Here is a 21,098-nt window from a genome sequence, read left to right as displayed (position 1 = left end):
GTGAATAGGAGCGTCATTGCGAGGAGCGTAGCGACGAAGCAATCCAGGGCGGCACGCGCGGCCCTGGATTGCTTCGCTTCGCTCGCAATGACGGTGGAGCGAGTGGGGCATCATGCCGGCTCCTTGGTCGCGTCGAGCCAGGCGCGGACGCGGGCGTCGGGATCTGCGTTCTGGGTGACGTCGGAGACAACCGCGATGGAATCAGCGCCGGCGGCAAAAATCTCCGCGGCCTGCTCCAGTTTGATGCCGCCGATGGCGACCAGCGGAATGCTGCCGACGCGCTGCTTCCACACGCTGATCTTCGGGATGCCCTGCGGCGCGAAGCGCATCGCCTTGAGCGTGGTCGGGAAGATCGGCCCCAACGCGACGTAGTCGGGCTTCGCCGCGAGCGCAGTCTCCAGTTCGGCATCGTCATGCGTCGACAGGCCGAGCGTCAGGCCGGCGTCCTTGATCGCCTTGACGTCAGCCTCCGCCAGATCCTCCTGGCCGAGATGGACATGCGCGGCGCCGGCGGCGATCGCGGCGCGCCAGTAGTCGTTGACGATCAGCTTGGTCGCGGTGCCCCGGGTGATGGCCAGCGCGTCGGTGACGATCTGCAGCGCCGCGGCGTCGTCGAGATTCTTCGCGCGCAATTGCACGGTGCCGACGCCGAGACGGGTGAGACGCTCGACCCAGGCGAGGCTGTCGACGACGGGATAGAAGCGATCAGGATACGGCATGCCAGAACGGAGTCCCAACGACAGGGGTGGAGGGCGAGGCGAAATCGCGGGCGTCCATCAGACCGGCCTCGTAGGCGGTGCGGCCGGCTTCGACTCCGAGCCTGAAGGCGCGCGCCATCGCGACCGGATCGGCGGCTTTCGCGATCGCGGTGTTGAGCAGCACGGCGTCATAGCCGAGCTCCAGCGCCCCCGCGGCGTGCGAGGGCGCGCCGAGGCCGGCATCGACGACGAGCGTGATATCGGGCAGGCGGTCGCGCAGCAGCTTCAGCGCGTCGCGGTTGATGATGCCCTTGGCCGAGCCGATCGGCGCCGCCCAGGGCATCACGACCCTGCAGCCGGCATCGACCAGGCGCGTGGCGACGGTGAGGTCCTCGGTGCAGTAGGGGAAGACCTCGAAGCCGTCCTTAATCAGGATGGTGGCGGCCTCGACCAGGCCTATGACGTCGGGTTGCAGGGTGTCGTTGTCGCCGATGACCTCGAGCTTGATCCAGGACGTGCCGAACAATTCGCGCGCGAGCTTGGCCGTAGTGACGGCCTCGCGCACGCTGCGGCAGCCGGCCGTGTTCGGCAGCACCGTGACGTTCAGCTCGTTGATCAGCTTCCAGAACGCATCGCCCGTCTTGCCGCCCGCGGCCTCCCGCCGCAACGACACCGTGACGATCTCGGCGCCGGAGGCACGGATCGCGTCCTGCATGATGGCAGGCGAGGGATACAGCGCGGTGCCGATGAGGAGGCGGGAGGTGACGGTCTTGTCGTAAAATTTCAGCATCGATTGTCTCCGTCATGTCGGACGGTGGTCGCCACAAGGAACGCCGTCATCCCCGCGCAGGCGGGGATCCAGTATTCCAGAGGCAGTCGTGTTGAGCCGAGAGGCCGCGGCGTACTGGATCCCCGCCTGCGCGGGGATGACGGCTGTGGGTGGGGCGCGACCTCCCACCTCGTGTCGTCCCGGCGAACGCCGGGACCCATACCGCGTGATGTTGCATCGAGGCACACTTGGAGAGATCGAGTATCACCACGGCCGGCGGTGACTATGGGTCCCGGCGTTCGCCGGGACGACAGCTGTGGGTGGCGTACGAGCGCGCGCTCCATCATCATCACCCTCCCTGCCGGGGCGTGATGATCTCGATCTCGTCGCCGGCCTTCAGCGCCGTGTCGGCCCAGCGGCTTTTCGGCACGACGTCGTAGTTCAGCGCGATCGCGAAATGCGTGCCCTCGTAGTCGAGCTCCGACAGCAGCGCGGCGACGTCGGTCGCGCTGATGTCGCGGGCCTCGCCATTGACCGTCACGCGCATCGCATCACCTCGTTGTCGATCTGGCCATGCGCCACGTAGTTCAATGTCGCCTGCGCCAGCGCGGGCGCGATCAGGAAGCCGTGGCGATAGAGGCCGTTGACGCGGATCTCGCGCTCGCTTCTGACCGTGATGCGCGGCAGATTGTCGGGATAGGCCGGCCGCAGGCCCGAGCCGAATTCGAGGATGCGGGCCTCGCCGAACGCCGGATGCACCGAATAGGCCGCGCCCAGCAGCTCCAGCGCCGAGCGCAGGCTGACGCCGGTGTCCTCGGCTTCCAGCGAGGTCGCACCCAGCATGAACAGATTGTCCTCGCGCGGGATCAGATAGAGCGGAAAGCGCGGATGCATCAGCCGCACCGGACGCGCGAGGCTCACCTCGGAGGTCTCGATCAGGATCATCTCGCCCTTGACGCCGCGCAGCTCAGGCTCGGCCTGGCGCGCGGCGAGACCGCGACAGTCGATCACGAGGCCGTCGAGATCATCAGTGCTGACATTGCTGTTGAACAGCACGCGGCCGCCGGCCTCGACGATGCGCTGGTGCAGCTTCGGCAACACGCGGCGCGGCTCGACATGGCCCTCGGTTGGATAGAACAGGCCTTCGCGGAAACGGCCCTCCAGCGACGGCTCCAGCTCCGCGAGCGCCGCCGCATCGAGCCGCTGATAGCCGGAGGTGCGGCGGGCGAAGCGGTCGTAATCGGCGCGGTCGCGGGCATGCGCGATGACCAGCGAGCCATTGAACGGCGTCTCGGGCATCTCGCGCCGCCAGATGTCGAGCGAGGCGAGGCCGAGGCGGCTGATGATCGGTTCGGAGACTTCGCTCTCGCAATAGGGCGCCAGCATGCCGCCGGCCCAATGGCTTGTCGAGAGCATCAGCGCCGCGTCGCTGCGCTCGTGCAAGGTGACATCGTGGCCGGCGCGCGCGAACAGCAGCGCCTGCCAGGCGCCCGCAATACCGGCGCCAATGATGGATACGGGGCGATCCCCGCGCGTGGGTGTCTGCTGCATCCCTGTCCCTTCGCCGGCATGACCCGGATCAGGTTCAAAGGGTCACCGCATCACGTGCGGTATCTCAGCTCCCCCTCGGAGCTCCCCTCGGAACGCGCTTAAAATAGACCGATACGGCAGCGTGTCAACGGAGTGTCACGGAAAGACCGTTGCCGTCCGTTAGGAACCAATCAGGCTCAGTGCGCGCGGGCGTGGCGCGAGGTGGCGATCTTCGGCGTGATGTCGAGCGGAGCGCTGACGCGCTCGGAGCGGCTCACGGGCCGCGCATCGGCCAGGCGCTGGCGCTTGGCCTCCTCGTAATAGCCCTTGGCGAAATAGGCGACCGCGCGGTCGTGGTCGCCATGGGCGGCGCGGTAGGCACCGGCGAGATAACGCACGCCATAGGTGAGGTTGGTGTTGGGATCGTGGAGGCCGGCCGCGTCGCCGGTGTAGCCGAGACCGCGCGCGGTGCCGAGCTTGATCTGCATCAGGCCGATGCAGCCGCAGCGGCCCACCAGGTCCTGCCGGTACTTGCTCTCGCGCACGATGACCCGGTGGACCAGCGCTTCGGGCACGTTGTTGGCAGCGGCATGCACGGCGACCAGAGCGTCGATGTGCGGATGGCCGGTGTTCATGTGCTGCGGCTTGGCGTCCGCGGACTTGCGCTCGGCCTCGGGCGCGGGGGCGGTCGCATCCGGTGCGGTTTCGACGTCGGCCGGCTGGGCCGACACATTGGCATCGACGGGAGTGGTCGTATCGGCTGTGCTCACCGCCTCGATCGCCTCGACCTCGCGCGCCGTCCGGGTGACGGCGCCGCGCGCGGCGAGATCCTTGATGCTGTCGGCGCGGACATGGGCCAGCTTGATCTTGCCAGGCTTCACCTTGGCGGCGCTGTCCGCCTCCTCGGCCGCTCCGGCCGGCGGCGCGGTGCCAAGCGTTGCGAAGCCTGCGAGGCAGGCCGTCAGCACAAGACGTCTCATGTGTCAGGATCCCCCGGGAACCACGCGCATGCCGAGCAAGGCCCCCCAGCATGCGTTTACGCTTTGCACACCCTAATTGGTCCAAACGGCGGGCGATATTGTGGCGTAAATGTGACGTGAGCCCTCGTAAGGTCACGGATATCAGGCGGTTTACCGCGAATTATGCCGGACCGTGCTTGGCTGCTTTACAGTCAGTCCACTGGATCCCGCTGCCATGACGCTTTCCGTCGCCCACACCGAAGCGAGCGCCAGACCGGCGCAGACGCTGCTCCCGCTGTGGGTCGGAGCCGGCGTCTATGCGCTCCTGATCCTGTCCGGCAACCGGATGCTCAACGATCCCGACACGATGTGGCAGATCACGGTCGGGCAGTGGATCATCGATCATCGCTCGGTGCCCGAGGTCGACGTCTATTCCTTCACCATGCGCGGCGCGCCGTGGATCTCCACACAATGGCTGGCGCAGGTCGCCTACGCGGCAGCCTACAAGGTCGCGGGGTGGACCGGGCCGGTGGTGCTGGCAGCCTTCGCCATCGCGCTATCGTTGGCGCTGTTCGCGCGCATGCTCAGCCGGCATCTACGCGACAGCACGACCTTGTTGTTCGTCGTCGCGGCCTTCCTGCTCTGCCTGCCGCACCTGTTGGCGCGGCCGCATGTGCTGGCGTTTCCGCTGCTCGTGGCCTGGATGGCCGGGCTGCTCGACGCCGCCGACCGCAAGGACGCGCCGCCGCTGGTGCTGGTGGTGCTGATCGCGCTGTGGGCCAATCTTCACGGCGGCTTCGTGTTCGGCCTGTTCTTCATCGCACCCGCCGCGCTCGACGCGCTGGTCAACGCCGAGGCCGCCGCGCGCCGTAGCCTGGCGCTGCGCTGGGCCGCCTTTGCGGCGCTTGCAGTGGCGGCGAGCTGTTGCACGCCCTATGGCTGGAACGCGCTGCTGGCATCGCAGAAGATCCTGTCGCTCGGGCAGGCGCTGCCGCTGATCCTGGAGTGGAAGGCGACCGACTTCCAGAATCTCGGCCCGTTCGAGATCTGCCTGCTGCTTGGGATCGGCTTCGCGTTGTTGCATGGGCTCAAGCTGCCGCCGGTGCGCATCCTGATGCTGCTCGGCTTGTTGCACATGGCGCTGGCGCAGGCACGCGCCGCCGAGCTGTTCGCACTGATCGGGCCGCTGGTGCTCGCGGCACCGCTCGCCCGGCAATTCGGCGTTGAAACGCCGCCGCTGACCACGCTGCGCCTCCCGCTCATCGCAGCGATCGTGCTCGCGCTCGGCATCGGCACGCTGACCTCGGCCTCGATCCTGACTTATGCGCCGAACATGCGCGGCACGCCGGTAGCCGCCGTCGTCGAGCTGAAGAAGCTCAACCTCGCCCGTGTCCTCAACGACTACGATTTCGGTGGTTACCTGATCGCTTCCGGCGTCGCGCCGTTCATCGACGGCCGCACCGAGCTCTACGGCGAAAAATTCTTCGTCGATCACAACGCCGCGTCAGGCCTGATGGAGCCGGACAATCTGTTCCGGCTGCTGAAGGACTACGACATCGAGGCGACGCTGCTGCGCACGCAGAGCGCGGCAACCAAGCTGCTTGACCATGTCGACGGCTGGCAGAAGGTCTATGCGGACGACATTGCCACGATCCATCTGCGCAGCCCGGGCGCACGCCATCAGGTGGAACCGGCAGTGGTTCCCGCTCGCCATTGAACACGCGTTCGAATCTCCGTGAGGCCGGATGTCGCGCGGCATCCCGGCGCGTGCAAGGGCTTAGCTCGGCAGCTATAATGCGATGGTCAGATCGACGGCGAGACTGACGCATTCAAAGCTCTTAAGAAACCTGAACAGAGAGGGAGTGTGTCATGGCCGCGAAGGCAACCGACATCCACTTTCGTCAGCTCGACATTCCGCAGGCTCCGGTGCGCGTCCTGGACCTGCCGCGCAACAATCCCTGTGCCCAATGCAGCGAACCGATTGCGCTGCCCTCCTGGGTCGAGAAGGATGGCCGGCGCACCGCCTATCTCTGGCACTGCCGCCTTTGCGACTATCGCTACGAGACGATCGCGTTCTACGCCGAGGCCGTCGACGAGGACGGCGCGCTGGCGGCGTAGTCGATGAGCTGCGCGATGCAATGAAACGATAGGCCGCGGTCTTGTCGGCGGCCGCGATCTGCAGCCGCGTTGACGCTGCACACCCTCGCCCCGTAAGAACGGAGCGAGGAGCGCAGCGTCATCCGCCACGAGCAGCCCCTGCGCATCGGATATTCAGCTCCGATTCGATACGTCTTCCGCACCCCTCTGTCGAACCGTCACTCGGTAACACTTCGCGCTGCGGTGGGACCGGTTGTCGCGCAGCATGGCGAAATCGTGGTTCCCTGGGAACGCGGACTGTTCGTTGCAGTTCTCTCGTCACCATTCACTGAGAGGAGAAACCACATGGTGATGAAGACTGTTGCGGCCGGCCTGGCCGGTTCCCTGCTGCTCGCGACCGCTGCCTTTGCCGCGGAGAGCACCACCACGACGACCAGCACCACGGTCAAGAGCGACACCACCGCGGCATCGTATCAGGGCGACTGGCGCGCCTCGAAGCTCGTCGGCGTGAAGGTCTACAACAACAACAACGAGAACGTCGGCTCGATCGATGATATGCTCGTCGACAAGAGTGGCAACATCAAGGGCGTCGTGATCGGCGTCGGCGGCTTCCTCGGCATGGGCGAGCATCTCGTCGCCGTCTCGTTCGACCAGGTGAAGTTCTCGGATCAGCCGGTGCAGTCCACCACCGCCTCGAACGCGCCGGCCACCGGCACGACCTCCTCGACCAACCCGCCGGCCTCGACCACGACGACCGGCGCCGCGACTTCGTCGTCCTCGTCGATGAGCTCCTCGAAGAACCGCTGGTATCCCGACCACGCGATGATCAACGCGACCAAGGACCAGCTGAAGTCGATGCCGGAGTTCAAGTACTCCGAGTAACGACGTCACCGACGATCGGTTGATTGTCTCGACGCGGCGCGCCCGGACCATCCGGGCGCGTTTGCGTATCAGGCCGCGGGGCGCAGCTTGCTCCGGCTGAGCGGAAGCTCGATGCGCGCGATTAGCCCATGCGGCTTGCGATCGTGCAGCGACAGCTCGCCACCATGCGCCTGGACGATCGCCTTGGCGATCGACAGGCCGAGTCCGAAGCCGGTCGCCTCGTCCATGTTGCGGGCGTCGTCGCCGCGCACGAACGGCTCGAGCATGTCGGACTTGCGGGCATCTGCGATACCCGGGCCGTCATCCTCGACATCGATGGTCAGGCGCTTGCCGGAGATGGTCAGCCGGACGACGATCTCCTTGCCGTACTTCGTGGCGTTCTCGACCAGGTTGGTCACCGAGCGCATCAGATCGTCCGGGCGCACCGTCGCCATCGCGCGCGCCGGTCCCACATAGCTGACAACGTGGCCCACGTCGGCGAACTGGTCGGCGACAAGCTGCAGGATGCTTGCGATGTCGACCAGGGTCATCGGCTCGAGCTTGCGGCCGTTGCGCAGGAACGACAGCACCGAGCCCAGCATCGCGTGCATCTGGTCGAGATCGGCCAGCATGCGGCTGCGCTGCAACTCGTCTTCAACGAACTCGCAGCGCAGCCGCATGCGCGTCAAGGGCGTGCGCAGGTCGTGGCTGATTGCCGCGAGCATTTTGGTCCGGTCATTGATCAATGCCGTGATGCGTGAACGCATCCGGTTCAGCGCGCGCGCCAGCGAGCGGATTTCCTCCGGTCCGCGCTCGGGCAGAGCAGGGCCCTCGCCATCGAGGCTGAAATTCTCGGCCGCCTTGGCGAAGCTCGACAGCGGCGACGTCAGCGCGCGCGCCGCCCACAGGCCGAGCAGTGTGGTGCTGATCAATGCGAACAGGATCGTGGTCAGCCACGGCGCGCCCCAGAACGGCGGCCGGCGGGGCCGCTCCGGCGCCTTGGCCGAAATGAGGTCGCCGTCCGGCAGCGCGAATACCACGCGGTGCGCGCTCGATCCCGGTGGCGGCATGAAGACTCGATAGCCAGGGCCGAGGCCGCGGAAGCCGCCCGGTCCGTGAGCGGTCTCCGATGGGCCGCGTGGCCCCGACTCGGGCTCCCCGCCATGAGCCGTGCCGTCTCTCTCCGGCCCGGCGGCCGGTTGTGCCAGATCGGACGGCAGTGGTCCCGATTGCGCCTTGATGTCGAACTCGGGATAGGCGCGGGCGATGTCGGCCAGCAGCCGGGCGCGCTCATCGGCGGGAGCGTGTCCGAGCACGCGGATCACGGTGGCGAGCTGGAACGGGCCGGCCTCGTTCTCACCCGGAGGCTGCTCGGCGCGATAGATCAGGAAGGTCGCAGTGATGATGGCGTGCAGCGCCACGATCGAGATGGCCACCAGCGCCGTGATCTGGCCGCGGATTCCCTTCAGGTTGAGAAAGCCGAACGACATCATGCCAGCGCCACCCGATCGACCGGTCAATGGCTCTGCGGCGCGGTCACCACCTCGACGACGGGCGTGAACATGTAGCCGCCGGACCGCACGGTCTTGATCATCGTCGCCTCCTGCGGATCAGGTTCGATCTTGCGGCGGATGCGGCTCACCAGAACGTCGATCGAGCGCTCGAACGAGCCGGCGCTGCGGCCTTGCGTCAGGTCGAGCAGGCTGTCACGCGACAGCACGCGGCCCGGCCGTTCGCAAAAGGTGCGCAACAGGTCGAACTCGGCGCTGGTCATGGCGACGCGCGCGCCTTCGGGATTGCGCAGTTCGCGCAGGCGGAAGTCGATCTTCCAGCCGAGGAAGCTCAGCGCGGTCGCGCCCTCGGTGGCGCTCGCGGTGATCGCCGCGGCCTGGCGGCGCAGCACCGCATTGATGCGGGCGAGCAGCTCGCGCGGATTGAACGGCTTCGGCAGATAGTCGTCGGCGCCCATCTCGAGCCCGAGAATGCGGTCGACGTCCTCGCCGCGCGCTGTCAGCATGATGATCGGCACCTGCGATTCAGCGCGCAGCTTGCGGCACAGGGTCAAGCCGTCCTCGCCGGGCAGCATCACATCGAGGATCAGGAGGTCGATGCGGTGATCGCCCATGATCCGGGTCATCTCGCGGCCGTCGGTCGCGGTGGTCACGTTGCAGGCGTTGTTGCGCAGATATTTCGCGATCAGCGTGCGCGTCTCGCGGTCGTCCTCGACGACAAGGATGTGGGGTTGTGTCTGGGCCATGCTGATCAATTGACCTAGAATCGCGGCGTTTTGCGAAATTTTTTGTTACGGAATGTTTCCTGGCGGCAACGTCCGGCAAGGCTGGGATACCGAGTGGCGCCGTGTTGCGGCTTTCGTAGGGAGGCGTCAAGCGCGATGCGTGTGGGAGAGCTGCTGCGGTGGGGCAGGCTGCATCGGGCTACCAGGAAAGCCACCGGCTGGAACGTGGAGCGATTCAGTGGTCGTTATTGCGCCCTCTCCCCATGTGGGAGAGGGCATGTAGGACAGAGCGGCAAACGCGCTTGGGTGAGGGGTATTTCTCCACGAGTGAGCCCGCGGAGAGAACCCCTCACCGGAGCGAGTAAGAGGATGGGCCGGCGCTGCCCTCTCCCGCAAGGGGAGAGGGCACGGTATCGGGCAGCGGTGCTGCGACAAATAACAAATATATGAGTTTCGTTCCGTCCTATTTCACCAGCGGGCAGCCGCCCTTGTCGAGCGGGCGGAACGCCTCGTCGCCCGGCACGGTCGCGATCAGCTTGTAGAGATCCCAGTCGCCCTTCGACTCCTCGGGCTTCTTGACCTCGAACAGATACATGTCGTGGACCATGCGGCCGTCGATGCGGATCTTGCCGTTCTTGGCGAAGAAGTCGTTCACGGGGGTGGCGCGCATCTGCTCCATGACCTTCGGCGCTTCGTCGGTGCCGATCGCCTCGATGGCCTTGAGGTAATGCATGGTCGCGGAGTAGAGGCCGGCCTGGATCATGGTCGGCATGTGCCCGACCTTCTCGTTGAAGCGCTTGGAGAAGGCGCGGGTCTCGTCGTTCATGTCCCAGTAGAACGCGTCGGTGACGATCAGGCCTGATGTCGACTTGATGCCGAGCGAATGCACGTCGGTGATCTCCATCAGCAAGGCGATCATCTTCTGGCCGCTCTGGGCCAGGCCGAACTCGGCGGCCTGCTTCAGCGCGTTCTGGGTGTCGCCGCCGGCATTTGCGAGGCCCACGACCTTCGCCTTGGAGGCCTGCGCCTGGAGCACGAAGGACGAGAAGTCCGACGAGTTCAACGGATGCCGCACGTCGCCGAGCACCTTGCCGCCGGCTTCCTTCACCACGTTGGCGGCGTCGCGCTCCAGCGCCTGCCCGAACGCGTAGTCGGCGGTGATGAAGAACCAGGTGTCCTCGCCGCGTTTGACCATCGCCTTGCCGGCGACGTTGGACAGCGCATAGGTGTCGTAGGTCCAGTGCACCGTGTTGGGCGAGCACTGCGTGCCGGTGATATCGGAGGAGCCGCCGCCGGAATTGATGTGGATCTTGTTCTTCTCGCGCGTCAGCGCCGAGATCGGCAGCGCGACCGAGGAGGTCGGCACGTCGAAGATCGCGTCGACCTTCTCGTTGTCGTACCAGTTGCGGGCGATGTTGACGCCGACGTCCGGCTTGTTCTGGTGGTCGGCGGAGACCACCTCGACCTTCTTGCCCTTGACCTTGCCGCCGTAATCCTCGACCGCCATCTGCACCGCTACCAGCGAACCCTTGCCGGTGGCGTCGGCATACAGGCTCGACATGTCCGTGAGCACGCCGATCTTGACCATGTCGTCGGAGATCGTCTGCGCGTGAGCGGTTCCGCAAAGCGCTGCAAGCGCGATGGCGGCGGCGACGGCGTGCGTCGAGGGCCTCATTGTTTTCTCCCGTTCTTGATGTCTTGCTCGTTGGCCTTTGCTCTCTAGCCGGTCTTGCAGCACCGGCCAAGAAAAACCCGAGCCAAAGCTGAGCAGATGGGGGAACCGCTGAGGATCGATCAGGCGGTCGTCAAAATTCCTTTGCGCGGCATGGAGAGGGTTCTCCCGACGGCAAGATGACCGCGACGGCGTGCCTGACGGGTTTGCTCGATAGCTCATGGCTCACGAACGCGGATCTCCGCGCCTGCGGCCGGAGAAATATCGACGTTCGATCGCGTGGTATTTGTCGAGATGAGCTGTTCGGGCGATCTCTCGAGCGAGACAAAAGCCGTATGAGTGTTCGATCCGCTCGAGTTCATGCCATTACCATAGACTACTTCAGGCTGCTGTTGATCGACGTGAACTTCGTGTTGAGCTTGCTGCCGAGGCCATTGACCGATGCGATGATGGCAATCGAAATACCGGCGGCGATCAGGCCGTATTCGATGGCCGTGGCGCCGCTCTCGTCTTTCAGGAAACGCAGGATGACCGACATTGATACCGTCCTCGTAAAATCCGATGATGAGTTGAACTAATTCCGCAGCAACGAGTAGGCGCCAACCTTTAAATGCAGGTTCAGCTGATCGCAGACTCTCTGCTGCTAAATGTTACCTCATGTGTCCGGAAGATGGGCCTTCGCGTCGGAGGGGTGATGCCGTCGCGCTCTGCCGGCGGCCGTTCGCCGGCCCGGCATTACAGGCCGGGCAGCGTGTTGATGCGAACCATCATGCTGCCCTCGGCGGTCGCGATCACGCGCAGCGTGGTGGCATCGAAGGTGATGTCGGCGAGCGCCAGATTGTTGACGTCGGTGTCGACACGGATGCCGTTCTCGTTCTTCTGCATCTCGGCGATCGCGGTCGCGATCTTCTCGCGGACATTGTCGGCGAACGGTTTGAGATCGATCACCGAGCGTTCGAGCAAGGCGCGCTGCAGGTGAGGAATGGCCGCGCGGGCCGCGGCGCCGAGCAGGCCGAAGGCGGCCTCTGATTCGACGGCGAGCTGCAGGTCGGAGAGGCGCAGGATCTGCTGCGCCTGATCGACCATCGGCCGGCCCCAAATGTGCACCGTCGCGTCGGCGCCGAAGCCGAAGAAGCTCTCCTTCTCCTTGCCCTTGACCTGCAGCGATATCAGCAGCCGGTTGCCGGAGGGCACAACGGTCGCATGCTTCACGGTGACCGCCACCGGACCGGAGCCGTCCTCGGGAAAGGTGCGGCCCGCAAGCTGCGAGTCGATCAGCTTGTTGAGCTCGGTGAAGGGGACGTCGATCGGCACCGCGACATTGATGCCGCCCGTCGTCGGCGGCACGATCGTGATCTTCTCGGGGAAGGGGCAGACCGGCTTGGTCTCGGCCGGCGTCACCTTGGTTTCCGCCTCGATCCCGATGGTGATGCTGGTGGTGGTGGAGTCGATCACCGGCTGCGCGGCCAGCGCGCGCGTCGGCTTGATCTCGAGCCAGACCGCGGGCAGCCCCGGCGCGGTGCCCTGCAGCGGCACCGAGCGGCAGGCGCGCGCCCATTGTGCCTGCGCGGTGCGCTTCAGCGTCGGATCCTTGCGCAGCCGGTCGCTGACCCCGGCGAGCTGGTCATTCACCGTCTTCTCGACGATCGGCTTCATCTGCGCCGGCACGTTGACCCGGGCGCCTGCGACCGTGAGCGCAGTGTCGCCGAGATTGACCTGGGCCGAGAAGTTCGGCTCGACATACCAGGATGCGGCAACGCGCGGCCGCATCGCGATCAGCACATTGCCCTTGATGTCGGCAGTGGCGTTCAGGTTCTTGATGTTGATGCCGCCGATCTGCTTGGCCGCGTCGGAGCCGAGCAGGCCCCCCAGCGCATCCCCGATCGCTCCGGTGGCCTTCGACGACAATGAGCCGGTGACGTTGAGCCGTCCGGACAGCGGCGTCGCCAGCGACAGCGTGTCCTGAGTGCCGGTCGCGGCAATGGCGCCGCGGTTGACCGTCCAGCCGATGTCGGCGTTCTGCAGGATCTGGCTGACGGGATTGTCGGCCTTGCCGGAGAAATTGCGCGGAGTCGTCCGTTCGGCGGCGTCGCGGATCGCCCCGAGCGAAATCGAAATAGGCGCCATGACGATCGAATTGCGCGTCGCCGGCGGCAGCGGCGGCAACTGGGCGATTGGCGGTGCCGGCGTGCTGCCCGAGAACAGAAACACTTCCGCGACGATGATTCCGATGAGGACGAGAGCTGTCAGCGCCACGGCGCCGATCAGGATCAGCCGCAGCCGAGGTCGCGAGCGCCGCGGGGGCCGCTGCGATTTCGGCGCGAGCGGGTGAGGCCTGCTCTGCCAGTCCGGTCGCGGCGTCGGAAGGTTCATGTCGGGTCCACGGACTCCAGGCGGCGCGGGCCCGGCAGGTCCGGGCGCGGCGAGATCGCGGTTAATACAAGATTGCCGAGCTTACAGGGCCGGACCGGGGCGCGCCAGAGCAGGCCGCAAAGCTGCGGGCCATCAATCGGCCGTGATGGTGAACGCCCCGGCATGCGCAAAGAAATGACCGCCGGGCACGGGGCCGCGGCGGTCCAGTCAGGGAGGATCCTGGAGAGCGAAAGAAAATGCGATCAGCGCGTAACGTGGCCAAGGTCGGCGCGGCGCTCCATCGGCAGCACGATTACTTTGGCGCCGACATTGACGCGGGAATAGAGATCGATCACGTCCTGGTTGGTCAGGCGGATGCAGCCCGACGACACATGCGTGCCGATCGTTTCCGGCGCGTTGGTGCCGTGAATGCGATAGACTGTGCCGCCGAGATACATCGCGCGGGCACCCAGCGGATTGCCTGGGCCGCCGGCCATGTGGCGCGGCAGATAGGGTTGACGGGCGATCATCTCCGGCGGCGGTGTCCAGTCCGGCCATTCCGCCTTTTTGGTGATCGACTGCACGCCCGACCAGGTGAAGCCGTCGCGGCCGACGCCGATTCCGTAGCGCATCGCCTGGCCGTTGCCGAGCACGTAGTACAAGTACTTGTTCGGCGTATCGATCACGATCGTGCCGGGCGCCTCGCGCGTCGAATAGCTCACGACCTGGCGGCGCAGTCGCGCGGGCAACTCATAAGGCGCCGCCTCGTCTTCTTGCGGATTGACGACCTGCGGCGCCGTTGCCGGCGGCTCGTAGGTCGCGACCGGCGGCGGCAGCAGGAACGGGAAGGGGAGCGGCGCCGGGGAGGCGGCGTAGGTCGGAGTGGCGGCCATGATCGCACCGGCAATGAGTGCGCCGAACAAGCCTCGGATGGGTGACCGGACTGTGCCTGACGTGATCATGGACGTCCCCTTGGTTGATCGCTTGGCGCGCGCCGCCGTCGTCTCGGCCGGCTCTTTTGAAATCAGCTGCTTGTCATCTTTGTTAGTGGCGCTTTGGACCTGCGCCTGATGTTGCAACTCATAAGGGAGAAAAGTTTCGTTGCGTTTGCGCGCTGCAGGCAAAACGGTTTCGTCGGCTTAACCGTTTGTTTCATGACGGTTTCACGACAAGGCGGGCACGTCACGGCCATCAGAACGGGGGACGCCGGTAAAAAGAACTCTCGACAGTTCGATGACGTCACACGCCTGAAATAACAATGTCGGAATTTGCGGCCGTTCAGAATCGCTGCAACTTTCCGGATCGCCTTATGCGGATCTTAATCGCAACCGACGCCTGGCACCCGCAGGTCAACGGCGTGGTGCGCACGCTGACATCGCTTTCGCGTGCCGCCGCCGGCCTCGGCGCCGACATCACCTTCCTCACGCCGGAGGGTTTTCCGTCCTTCGCGGTGCCGACCTATCCGGGGCTGCGGCTCGCGATCCCCAGGGCCGGCGAGATCGCGCGGCGCATCGAGGCGGCCGCGCCGGATGCGATCCACATCGCGACCGAAGGCACGATCGGCTGGGCGGTGCGCCGCTACTGTCTGCGTCGCGGCCTGCCGTTCACGACGTCCTACACGACACGCTTTCCCGAATATGTCTCAGTGCGCACCGGCATTCCCGACGCGGTGGGTTATTGGGTGATGCGCCGCTTCCACGATGCGGCCGCGATGACCATGGTGGCCACCAATTCGCTGCGGCAGGACCTCGCCTCGCGCGGCTTCAAGCGGCTGGGCTTCTGGACCCGCGGCGTCGATACCAAGCTGTTCAATCCCGACGCGCCGGCAGCGCTCGATCTGCCGCGCCCGATCTTCCTGTCGGTCGGCCGCGTCGCGGTCGAGAAGAACCTCGAGGCGTTCCTGTCGCTCGACCTCCCGGGCTCGAAGGTCGTGGTCGGCGACGGTCCCGCCAAGGCCGAGCTCGCGCGCCGCTTTCCTACGGCGCATTTCCTGGGCGAGAAGACCGGCCAGGATCTGACCGCGCATATGGCGGCGGCCGACGTGTTCGTCTTCCCCAGCCTCACCGATACGTTCGGCGTGGTGCAGCTGGAATCGCTCGCCTGCGGCACGCCGGTGGCAGCGTTTCCGGTTACCGGGCCGCTCGACGTGATCGCCGATCATCCGATCGGTGCGATCGACTGGGATCTGCGCGCGGCCTGCCTGAAGGCGCTGACCATGTCACGCGCCGACTGCCGGTCATTCGCGCTCGATCGCTCCTGGGAGAACAGCGCCCGCCAGTTCATCGGCAACCTCGCCATTCTCCAGCCTTCGCGTGTGCTTCGTCCGGCACCGGCACCGGTGCTCGCCGGCGAGAGCGTGGTGCGCGGCTGATCGCGAACGGCGCGTGACTTCATTCATTCCAAAACCAAGTGAGATGTAACGATGGCAGAAACCATGAAGCTCGACGGCGCGCGGGAGCTCGACTTCGACCGCGAGCAGGTCGAGCAGGCCTATGACCGCTGGGCGCCGATCTACGACCTGGTGTTCGGCGGCGTGTTCGCGAAAGGCCGCAAGGCCGCGATCTCGGCCACCAACAAGATGGGCGGCCGTGTGCTCGAGGTCGGCGTCGGCACCGGCATCTCGCTGCCGCTCTACGCGCCGCACGTTCGCGTGTTCGGCACGGACATCTCCGAGGCGATGCTCGGCAAGGCGATGCGCCGCGTCGCCGAGCAGCGGCTGAAGAACGTCGAGGGTCTGGCGGTCATGGACGCTGAAAACCTCGATTTTCCCGATGATTCCTTCGACGTGGTTATGGCGCAATACGTCGTCACCGCCGTGCCGAATCCGGAGGTCGCGCTCGACGAGTTCGCCCGCGTGCTGCGTCCCGGCGGTGAGCTCGTCATCCTGACCCGTGTCAGCGCCGATGACGGCCTGCGCCGCGTCATCGAGCAGGCGCTGCAGCCGGTGGTGCGCCGCCTCGGCTTCCGCACCGCCGAGTTCGGCTGGTCGCGCTACATGCGCTGGCTCGCCGGAGCGCAGCGCATGGAGCTGGTCGAGCGCCGCCTGATTCCGCCGCTCGGCCACTTCTCGCTCGTGCGTTTCCGCAAGATGGATCTCGCTGCCGCAGCCTGAAGGCGCGGCAGCCTCCTACCTCTTGGCGGCCTTCCCCGTAGTTTCCGACGTTTCCTTGCGTCCGACCGTGTGACATCTTGATGATGTCACACGATTTACACCGAATCCCTGTACACGACCTGCAACTCATTCTTCGGAGCAACCATGATCAAGAACTTTCTGGAGCAGCTGCGGATCCAGCGCTGGGACGACCACCGCTACTATCACCACAGCCGCATCAATCAGAGCCTTCACTTCGTCAGCGCGCTCAGCTTCCTGATCGCCTATGTCATGATGGTGTTCGACCCGCTGATGTCGGCGCTGATCGGCTGGCTGGTGTCGATGACCTCGCGCCAGGCGGGCCACTTCTTCTTCGAGCCGAAGGGGTACGACCACGTCAACCAGGCGACCCACGAGCACAAGGAAGAGATCAAGGTCGGCTACAACCTGCAGCGCAAGGTCGTGCTGATGTCGATCTGGGCCGCCGCGCCGGTGGTGCTGTATCTGCAGCCGACGTTCTTCGGCCTGCTGTCGCCATGGACCAGCGCGATGGATTTCGCCCGCGAGACCGCCAAGCTGTGGCTGGTGATCGGCATCGGCGGCCTCGTGTTCCGCACCGTGCAGCTGTTCTTCATCCGGGACGTCGAGACGGGCCTCGTCTGGATGACCAAGATCATCACCGATCCGTTCAACGACTTCATGCAGTACCGCTCCGCCCCGCTCGCACTGCTGCGCGGCGAGCTGATCGATCCGGGCCTGCATCTGATGAACGAAGGCCTCGAAGAGCAGCACGCCTGAGCTGGTTCGAAGTCTGAAGTGTCGCGATGCCCGGGCCAGTCCCGGGCATCGGTGTTTGTGGGGATTGCTTGATGTCGAACGGAGACTGGCGCGGCGCGGACGGTGCGCTCCCTCTCCCGCTTGCGGGGAAGGGCGGGGGAGGGGGAGGGCTTGCTCCGCTCACCGTGAGAGCGCGTCGTGCGGCGGCTCCCACCCGTCGGGCTCTGCGAGCCCGCCGACCTCCCCCGCAAGCGGGGGAGGCGCAAAACTCAGCGCTTGATGACCGCCCCGAGCATCTCTTTCAGGATCAGCCGCTTGATCGCCTTGTTGGTGAGGGTGCCGTCGTTCCACCACCAGCCGTCCTGCTTCATCTTCTCGGCCGCCGCGACGAAGCGTTTGGTGACCTCGGCGAAATCGGCGTCGGTGTAGTTCAGGCTGAAGATGAAGCGGCCGGTGCCGACCCAGCTGAGCGCCAGGCCTTCGGCGCGCAGATAGTATTGCAGCATCCAATTGTAGCGCGACGGCACGGTGTACTCGACCAGCCAGATCGACTGCATGTTGGACACGCGCACCGGCAGGTCCCTGGCGGTGAGCTCCGCATTGAGCTTGGAGGCGCGGCCGTTCCAGGTGTCGTCGAGGCCGTTGTAGACGGCGCGGAAGTTCGGACTGTGGAGCCGGCTCAGGAACTCGTCCATCGCCGTCATCACGTAGGGGTGCGAGTTGAAGGTGCCGCGGGCGAAGCAGATGTCGGCGGGACGGTCGTCACGGAAGCGGCGCATGTATTCCTTCTTGCCGCAGACCACGCCGATCGGGAGACCGCCGCCGAGGCTCTTGCCGTAGGTCACCATGTCGGCCTTGACGCCGAAATACTCCTGGGCGCCGCCCGGCGCGAGACGGAAGCCGAGGAAGACCTCGTCGAACAGCAGCACGATGCCGCGTTCGGTACACACCTCGCGCAGCTGCTTCAGCCACGCCGTGTAGGCCTCGCGGTCGTAACGGCCCTTGCGCGACGAATCGACCAGCGCCGAATCGCCGGGCGCATTGCTGTTCGGATGCAGCGCCTGCAGCGGGTTGACCAGCACGCAGGCGATGTCGCGCCGCGTGCGCAGCACATGCAGGGTCCGCTCCGACATTTCTGCGAGCGTATAGGTCTCGTGCGGCGCGATCGGATTGCCGACGCCGGGCTGCACGTCGCCCCACCAGCCGTGATAGGCGCCGGCGAAGCGCACCAGATGGCTGCGGCCGGTATGGTAGCGGGCGAGCCGCACCGCCTGCATCACCGCCTCGGTGCCGGACATGTGGAACGACACCTCGTCCATGCCGGACAGTTCGGTCAGCCGTTTCACATTGTCGGCAACCACCGGATGATACAGCCCGAGCACCGGGCCGAGCGCCTGCGCGCGGCGGTCGGCGGCGGCGATGCACTCCTTGTAGAAATCGTAGCCGAAGATGTTGACGCCGTAGGAGCCGGTGAGGTCGTAGAACTGGTTGCCGTCGAGATCGGTGATGGTGACGCCGGACGACGACTGCATGAACGATCCGGCGCCGAGCTGTTCCTTGACCAGCCTGCTGTACTGGAACGGCACCCGGTAAGCCTGGGTGAACTGCAAATCGGAGATGCGGCTTGCGGCCTCCGCCGTCAACGCGCGGCTCTTGGCGAATTTCTCCTGGAACTGCGCGCCGAGCCGGAAGAAGCCGTCCTGACGCCTGGTCGCGACGTCAGGCGGCGCGCCGTCGGAGCGGAAGAAATCGTCGATGTCGAATTCATAGCGCGGGATCAGCTTGGAGATCCGGCGGGACATCTTGGAATGGCCGGCCAGCGAACGGTGCTTGGCGCGCGACAATTCGATGCGGGCCTTGACCTTCGGGGCGACGGCGGCCGTCACGGCAGCGCCAACGGCGAGCGATACATAAGGAATCGAGGTTTCCATCATGTCCAAAAGCGCTAACCCCACCTGCTGACAGATTCATGACAGTCAAAAGCCTGATCGCTTCCTTCACCCAACAGGAAGATCTTAACTTCCTGCTCACCAACCGCGTGCCGCGCGCCGCGCTGACCCGCTTCATGGGCTGGTTCTCCAAGATCGAGAATCCGCTGGTGAAGGACACATCCATCGCGCTGTGGAAGCTGTTCTCCGACCTCGACCTCTCCGAGGCCAAGGAGAGCCGGTTCAAGAGCCTGCATGCCTGCTTCACCCGCGAATTGAAGCCGGGCTTGAGGCCGTTCGATCCCGATCCCGCCGTTGTGACGACGCCCTCTGACGGTATCATCGGCGCGCACGGCCAAATCCGCGACGGCGAATTGTATCAGATCAAGGGCGCGCCGTACTCATTGAAGGATCTGGTCGCCGATCCCGCCGTCGTCGAGACCCACCGCAACGGCAGCTTCGTCACCATCCGGCTGACGTCGAGCATGTATCACCGCTTCCACGCGCCGGCGGATATGACGCTGGAGCATGTCAGCCTGATCCATGGCGACGTCTGGAACGTCAATCCGATCGCGTTGAAGCGCGTCGAGCGGCTGTTCTGCAAGAACGAGCGCGCGGTGATCCGCACGCATCTTGCCACGGGCGAGCCGTTCACGATCGTGCCGGTCGCCGCGATCCTGGTCGCGAGCATCCGGTTGCACGCGCTCGACCGCGTGTTGAATGCGCAGACCGAACGGCCGCTGACCTATGTCTGTCACGACGCGGTGAAGAAGGGCGACGAGCTCGGCTGGTTCGAGCACGGCTCGACCATCATCCTGCTCGCGCCCGGCGACTTTACCTTCGCTCCGGGAATCGCGGAGGGCGCGCGCGTCAGGGCCGGTCAGCCACTGTGGCGCAGGCGCGTCGCTGCCGGCTGAATGTGACGGGCGCACGACGGGTATCTCGATTTCCCGTTGCGCGTCGCCATATCCTGGCGTTGAACTGGCGAATCGCATGGGTTGCAACCCGTTATGTGGGAGAGGCGATGGCGAGAACGCCGATCATGGCAGCAGGCGGCATCGTGCTGCGGCGGGAGCAACCGCCGCGGATCGCGGTCGTGCGCCTGCGCAAGCGCGACGAATGGGTGCTGCCCAAGGGCAAGCTCGATGATGGCGAGACGCCGCGCGACGCGGCCAAGCGCGAGGTGCTCGAGGAGACCGGCCACAGGGTGACCGTGCACGAATTCCTCGGCACCCTCGTCCACGACACCGGCGCGCGCTCTAAGGTCGTGCACTACTGGCGGATGGAAGCAAGCGGCACGCAGACGCAGCCGCTGATGGACGATGTACGCGCGGTCGACTGGCTGCCGCTGGATGCCGCGGTCGAACGCCTCTCCCGGGATCATGAAAAGACGTTCCTGGAGACCGTGGGCCCCTATGCGCTCGCCGGCCTGATCCGCAAGGCCAAGGCCAAGCCGGCGCTGGAGCCCAAAACTGTCGACAAGGCCGTGGATAAGGCTGTCGACAAAGCTGTGGTCGAGAAGATCGATAACGCGTCGGTCGAAAAGCTTGCCGCGGAGAAGCCTGCGACGGCGAAGCGGCGCCGTAGCCGCGTGGCTGCGCAGCCGGTGCCCTCCGAATTGCCGGCCGCGCCGCCTGTGGCAGCTGAGCTGCTCGCGCCGATCCCCGAAGCCGCGGAGCCGGCGGAGATCCTCCCGGAGGTGGCGAGCGAACCCGTGCGGGATGAGAGCCCCGCGTTGGATCTCCCGGAGCCGGTTGCTTCGGAGGCGGCGCCGCCGAAAACGCAGCCGGTGGCCGCGCCCGAGGCTGCGATCCCGGAGCGCGTGCCGGCGGATCTCGAGCGTGTCGAGGCTGTGGCGGCGGCGATCAAATCGCTCGTGCCTGCGCCATCCGAGCCTGTGAGCGACGACAGTCGACAGAGCAAGGATGCGCCGACGCCCGAGCCGGCGGCTGAGCTGCTGGACAGTGCCGGCGCCGACGCGCCGGACGGCCATGGCCGCCGCAGCCTGGCGCAGAAAATGCGGGCCTGGCTCGGCCGGGCTGCCTGAGCCCGCCGAACCTCGCGCCGGAGCGGAAGCGACCGCGCGGGCCTTGGCCATGCCCGTCGTCCGCCGCGCGAAAAATTGTTG

21 protein-coding genes and 1 riboswitch are annotated in these 21,098 nt (G+C 65.9%); of the genes, 9 read left to right on the top strand and 12 right to left on the bottom strand.

All coding sequences use genetic code 11. The annotated features are described in order from the left end of the window. Positions 1–110: 110 nt before the first annotated feature. The 5 genes from BRADO_RS26580 to BRADO_RS35520 form a co-directional block, all read right to left on the bottom strand. Positions 111–719, bottom strand: coding sequence for a thiamine phosphate synthase (locus BRADO_RS26580; RefSeq protein WP_012029287.1), 609 nt, complete (start codon positions 717–719; stop codon positions 111–113). Beyond that, complete coding sequence (locus BRADO_RS26575) at positions 706–1,488, bottom strand: thiazole synthase (RefSeq protein WP_012029286.1); 783 nt, start codon at positions 1,486–1,488, stop codon at positions 706–708. The genes BRADO_RS26580 and BRADO_RS26575 overlap by 14 nt, the downstream gene beginning before the upstream one ends. 328 nt (positions 1,489–1,816) lie before the next feature. Further along, positions 1,817–2,014, bottom strand: a complete 198-nt coding sequence (thiS, locus tag BRADO_RS26570) for a sulfur carrier protein ThiS (protein ID WP_012029285.1) — start codon at positions 2,012–2,014, stop codon at positions 1,817–1,819. Beyond that, positions 2,005–3,018, bottom strand: coding sequence for an FAD-dependent oxidoreductase (locus BRADO_RS26565; RefSeq protein WP_012029284.1), 1,014 nt, complete (start codon positions 3,016–3,018; stop codon positions 2,005–2,007). Before BRADO_RS26565 ends, thiS begins: the two co-directional genes overlap by 10 nt. Further along, positions 3,006–3,116, bottom strand: a riboswitch (TPP riboswitch). (Overlaps the previous gene by 13 nt.) A 78-nt stretch (positions 3,117–3,194) precedes the next feature. Beyond that, the gene (locus BRADO_RS35520) at positions 3,195–3,977 is read right to left on the bottom strand and encodes a lytic transglycosylase domain-containing protein (protein ID WP_012029283.1); all 783 of its coding nucleotides are present in this window, start codon (positions 3,975–3,977) and stop codon (positions 3,195–3,197) included. 214 nt (positions 3,978–4,191) lie between these two features. On the opposite strand from BRADO_RS35520, the gene BRADO_RS26555 reads away from it, so the two are divergent. From BRADO_RS26555 to BRADO_RS26545, 3 genes are all read left to right on the top strand, one after another. Beyond that, a complete protein-coding gene (locus BRADO_RS26555) occupies positions 4,192–5,673 on the top strand; it encodes a hypothetical protein (protein WP_012029282.1) in 1,482 nt (493 codons plus the stop codon). A gap of 152 nt (positions 5,674–5,825) precedes the next feature. Beyond that, a complete protein-coding gene (locus BRADO_RS26550) occupies positions 5,826–6,074 on the top strand; it encodes a hypothetical protein (RefSeq protein WP_012029281.1) in 249 nt (82 codons plus the stop codon). 324 nt (positions 6,075–6,398) lie between these two features. Beyond that, positions 6,399–6,935: a PRC-barrel domain-containing protein gene (locus BRADO_RS26545; protein WP_012029280.1), complete on the top strand. Its 537-nt coding sequence runs from the start codon at positions 6,399–6,401 to the stop codon at positions 6,933–6,935. 68 nt (positions 6,936–7,003) lie between these two features. Here the strand turns inward: BRADO_RS26545 and BRADO_RS26540 are convergent, their stop codons facing one another. The 6 genes from BRADO_RS26540 to BRADO_RS26515 all read right to left on the bottom strand — a co-directional run bounded on the left by BRADO_RS26540 (position 7,004) and on the right by BRADO_RS26515 (position 14,136). Beyond that, positions 7,004–8,407, bottom strand: coding sequence for an ATP-binding protein (locus BRADO_RS26540; protein ID WP_012029279.1), 1,404 nt, complete (start codon positions 8,405–8,407; stop codon positions 7,004–7,006). A 23-nt stretch (positions 8,408–8,430) separates the two neighbouring features. Next, complete coding sequence (locus BRADO_RS26535; RefSeq protein ID WP_012029278.1) at positions 8,431–9,171, bottom strand: response regulator; 741 nt, start codon at positions 9,169–9,171, stop codon at positions 8,431–8,433. A 442-nt stretch (positions 9,172–9,613) separates the two neighbouring features. Beyond that, positions 9,614–10,825: an ABC transporter substrate-binding protein gene (locus BRADO_RS26530; RefSeq protein ID WP_012029277.1), complete on the bottom strand. Its 1,212-nt coding sequence runs from the start codon at positions 10,823–10,825 to the stop codon at positions 9,614–9,616. Positions 10,826–11,198: 373 nt separating this feature from the next. Continuing rightward, complete coding sequence (locus BRADO_RS26525; RefSeq protein ID WP_008961706.1) at positions 11,199–11,360, bottom strand: Flp family type IVb pilin; 162 nt, start codon at positions 11,358–11,360, stop codon at positions 11,199–11,201. 197 nt (positions 11,361–11,557) lie between these two features. After that, complete coding sequence (locus tag BRADO_RS26520; RefSeq protein WP_012029276.1) at positions 11,558–13,195, bottom strand: DUF4403 family protein; 1,638 nt, start codon at positions 13,193–13,195, stop codon at positions 11,558–11,560. Between the two features lie 242 nt (positions 13,196–13,437). Next, positions 13,438–14,136, bottom strand: coding sequence for a L,D-transpeptidase (locus BRADO_RS26515; protein ID WP_012029274.1), 699 nt, complete (start codon positions 14,134–14,136; stop codon positions 13,438–13,440). Here BRADO_RS26515 and BRADO_RS35305 point away from each other — a divergent pair. The 4 genes from BRADO_RS35305 to BRADO_RS26495 all read left to right on the top strand — a co-directional run bounded on the left by BRADO_RS35305 (position 14,066) and on the right by BRADO_RS26495 (position 17,063). Continuing rightward, the gene (locus BRADO_RS35305) at positions 14,066–14,245 is read left to right on the top strand and encodes a hypothetical protein (protein ID WP_162093038.1); all 180 of its coding nucleotides are present in this window, start codon (positions 14,066–14,068) and stop codon (positions 14,243–14,245) included. The genes BRADO_RS26515 and BRADO_RS35305 overlap by 71 nt on opposite strands. Before the next feature lie 238 nt (positions 14,246–14,483). Continuing rightward, positions 14,484–15,545 (top strand): glycosyltransferase family 1 protein, encoded by a 1,062-nt coding sequence (locus tag BRADO_RS26505; RefSeq protein ID WP_012029273.1) that lies wholly within the window; start codon positions 14,484–14,486, stop codon positions 15,543–15,545. A 51-nt stretch (positions 15,546–15,596) separates the two neighbouring features. Continuing rightward, on the top strand, positions 15,597–16,286 hold the full coding sequence (locus BRADO_RS26500) for a class I SAM-dependent methyltransferase (RefSeq protein WP_085972819.1): 690 nt from the start codon (positions 15,597–15,599) through the stop codon (positions 16,284–16,286). 144 nt (positions 16,287–16,430) lie between these two features. Continuing rightward, entirely contained in the window at positions 16,431–17,063 is a 633-nt protein-coding gene (locus BRADO_RS26495; RefSeq protein WP_012029271.1) for a hypothetical protein, read from the top strand. 248 nt (positions 17,064–17,311) lie between these two features. On the opposite strand, the gene BRADO_RS26490 is transcribed toward BRADO_RS26495, so the two are convergent. Next, complete coding sequence (locus BRADO_RS26490) at positions 17,312–18,973, bottom strand: aminotransferase class III-fold pyridoxal phosphate-dependent enzyme (protein ID WP_041757740.1); 1,662 nt, start codon at positions 18,971–18,973, stop codon at positions 17,312–17,314. A 38-nt stretch (positions 18,974–19,011) separates the two neighbouring features. On the opposite strand from BRADO_RS26490, the gene asd reads away from it, so the two are divergent. Together asd and BRADO_RS26480 are read left to right on the top strand one after the other, a co-directional pair. Then, entirely contained in the window at positions 19,012–19,887 is an 876-nt protein-coding gene (gene asd, locus BRADO_RS26485; protein ID WP_012029269.1) for an archaetidylserine decarboxylase, read from the top strand. Between the two features lie 107 nt (positions 19,888–19,994). Further along, the gene (locus tag BRADO_RS26480; protein WP_012029268.1) at positions 19,995–21,017 is read left to right on the top strand and encodes an NUDIX hydrolase; all 1,023 of its coding nucleotides are present in this window, start codon (positions 19,995–19,997) and stop codon (positions 21,015–21,017) included. Positions 21,018–21,098: the final 81 nt, after the last annotated feature.

Source organism: Bradyrhizobium sp. ORS 278, assembly GCF_000026145.1.
Classification (GTDB): Bacteria; Pseudomonadota; Alphaproteobacteria; order Rhizobiales; family Xanthobacteraceae; genus Bradyrhizobium.
Note: the sequence above shows the minus strand (reverse complement) of the source record. Positions and strands in the feature narration are given on the sequence as shown.

Coding starts and splice junctions, on each gene's coding strand:
- BRADO_RS26515 (WP_012029274.1), bottom strand. CDS start 14,136: ATGATCACGTCAGGCACAGTCCGGTCACCCATCCGAGGCTTGTTCGGC.
- BRADO_RS26490 (WP_041757740.1), bottom strand. CDS start 18,973: ATGGAAACCTCGATTCCTTATGTATCGCTCGCCGTTGGCGCTGCCGTG.
- BRADO_RS26495 (WP_012029271.1), top strand. CDS start 16,431: ATGATCAAGAACTTTCTGGAGCAGCTGCGGATCCAGCGCTGGGACGAC.
- BRADO_RS35305 (WP_162093038.1), top strand. CDS start 14,066: ATGATCGCACCGGCAATGAGTGCGCCGAACAAGCCTCGGATGGGTGAC.
- BRADO_RS26545 (WP_012029280.1), top strand. CDS start 6,399: ATGGTGATGAAGACTGTTGCGGCCGGCCTGGCCGGTTCCCTGCTGCTC.
- BRADO_RS26505 (WP_012029273.1), top strand. CDS start 14,484: ATGCGGATCTTAATCGCAACCGACGCCTGGCACCCGCAGGTCAACGGC.
- thiS (WP_012029285.1), bottom strand. CDS start 2,014: ATGCGCGTGACGGTCAATGGCGAGGCCCGCGACATCAGCGCGACCGAC.
- BRADO_RS26520 (WP_012029276.1), bottom strand. CDS start 13,195: ATGAACCTTCCGACGCCGCGACCGGACTGGCAGAGCAGGCCTCACCCG.
- BRADO_RS26550 (WP_012029281.1), top strand. CDS start 5,826: ATGGCCGCGAAGGCAACCGACATCCACTTTCGTCAGCTCGACATTCCG.
- BRADO_RS26480 (WP_012029268.1), top strand. CDS start 19,995: ATGGCGAGAACGCCGATCATGGCAGCAGGCGGCATCGTGCTGCGGCGG.
- BRADO_RS26525 (WP_008961706.1), bottom strand. CDS start 11,360: ATGTCGGTCATCCTGCGTTTCCTGAAAGACGAGAGCGGCGCCACGGCC.
- BRADO_RS26555 (WP_012029282.1), top strand. CDS start 4,192: ATGACGCTTTCCGTCGCCCACACCGAAGCGAGCGCCAGACCGGCGCAG.
- BRADO_RS26580 (WP_012029287.1), bottom strand. CDS start 719: ATGCCGTATCCTGATCGCTTCTATCCCGTCGTCGACAGCCTCGCCTGG.
- asd (WP_012029269.1), top strand. CDS start 19,012: ATGACAGTCAAAAGCCTGATCGCTTCCTTCACCCAACAGGAAGATCTT.
- BRADO_RS26565 (WP_012029284.1), bottom strand. CDS start 3,018: ATGCAGCAGACACCCACGCGCGGGGATCGCCCCGTATCCATCATTGGC.
- BRADO_RS26535 (WP_012029278.1), bottom strand. CDS start 9,171: ATGGCCCAGACACAACCCCACATCCTTGTCGTCGAGGACGACCGCGAG.
- BRADO_RS35520 (WP_012029283.1), bottom strand. CDS start 3,977: ATGAGACGTCTTGTGCTGACGGCCTGCCTCGCAGGCTTCGCAACGCTT.
- BRADO_RS26575 (WP_012029286.1), bottom strand. CDS start 1,488: ATGCTGAAATTTTACGACAAGACCGTCACCTCCCGCCTCCTCATCGGC.
- BRADO_RS26530 (WP_012029277.1), bottom strand. CDS start 10,825: ATGAGGCCCTCGACGCACGCCGTCGCCGCCGCCATCGCGCTTGCAGCG.
- BRADO_RS26500 (WP_085972819.1), top strand. CDS start 15,597: ATGGCAGAAACCATGAAGCTCGACGGCGCGCGGGAGCTCGACTTCGAC.
- BRADO_RS26540 (WP_012029279.1), bottom strand. CDS start 8,407: ATGATGTCGTTCGGCTTTCTCAACCTGAAGGGAATCCGCGGCCAGATC.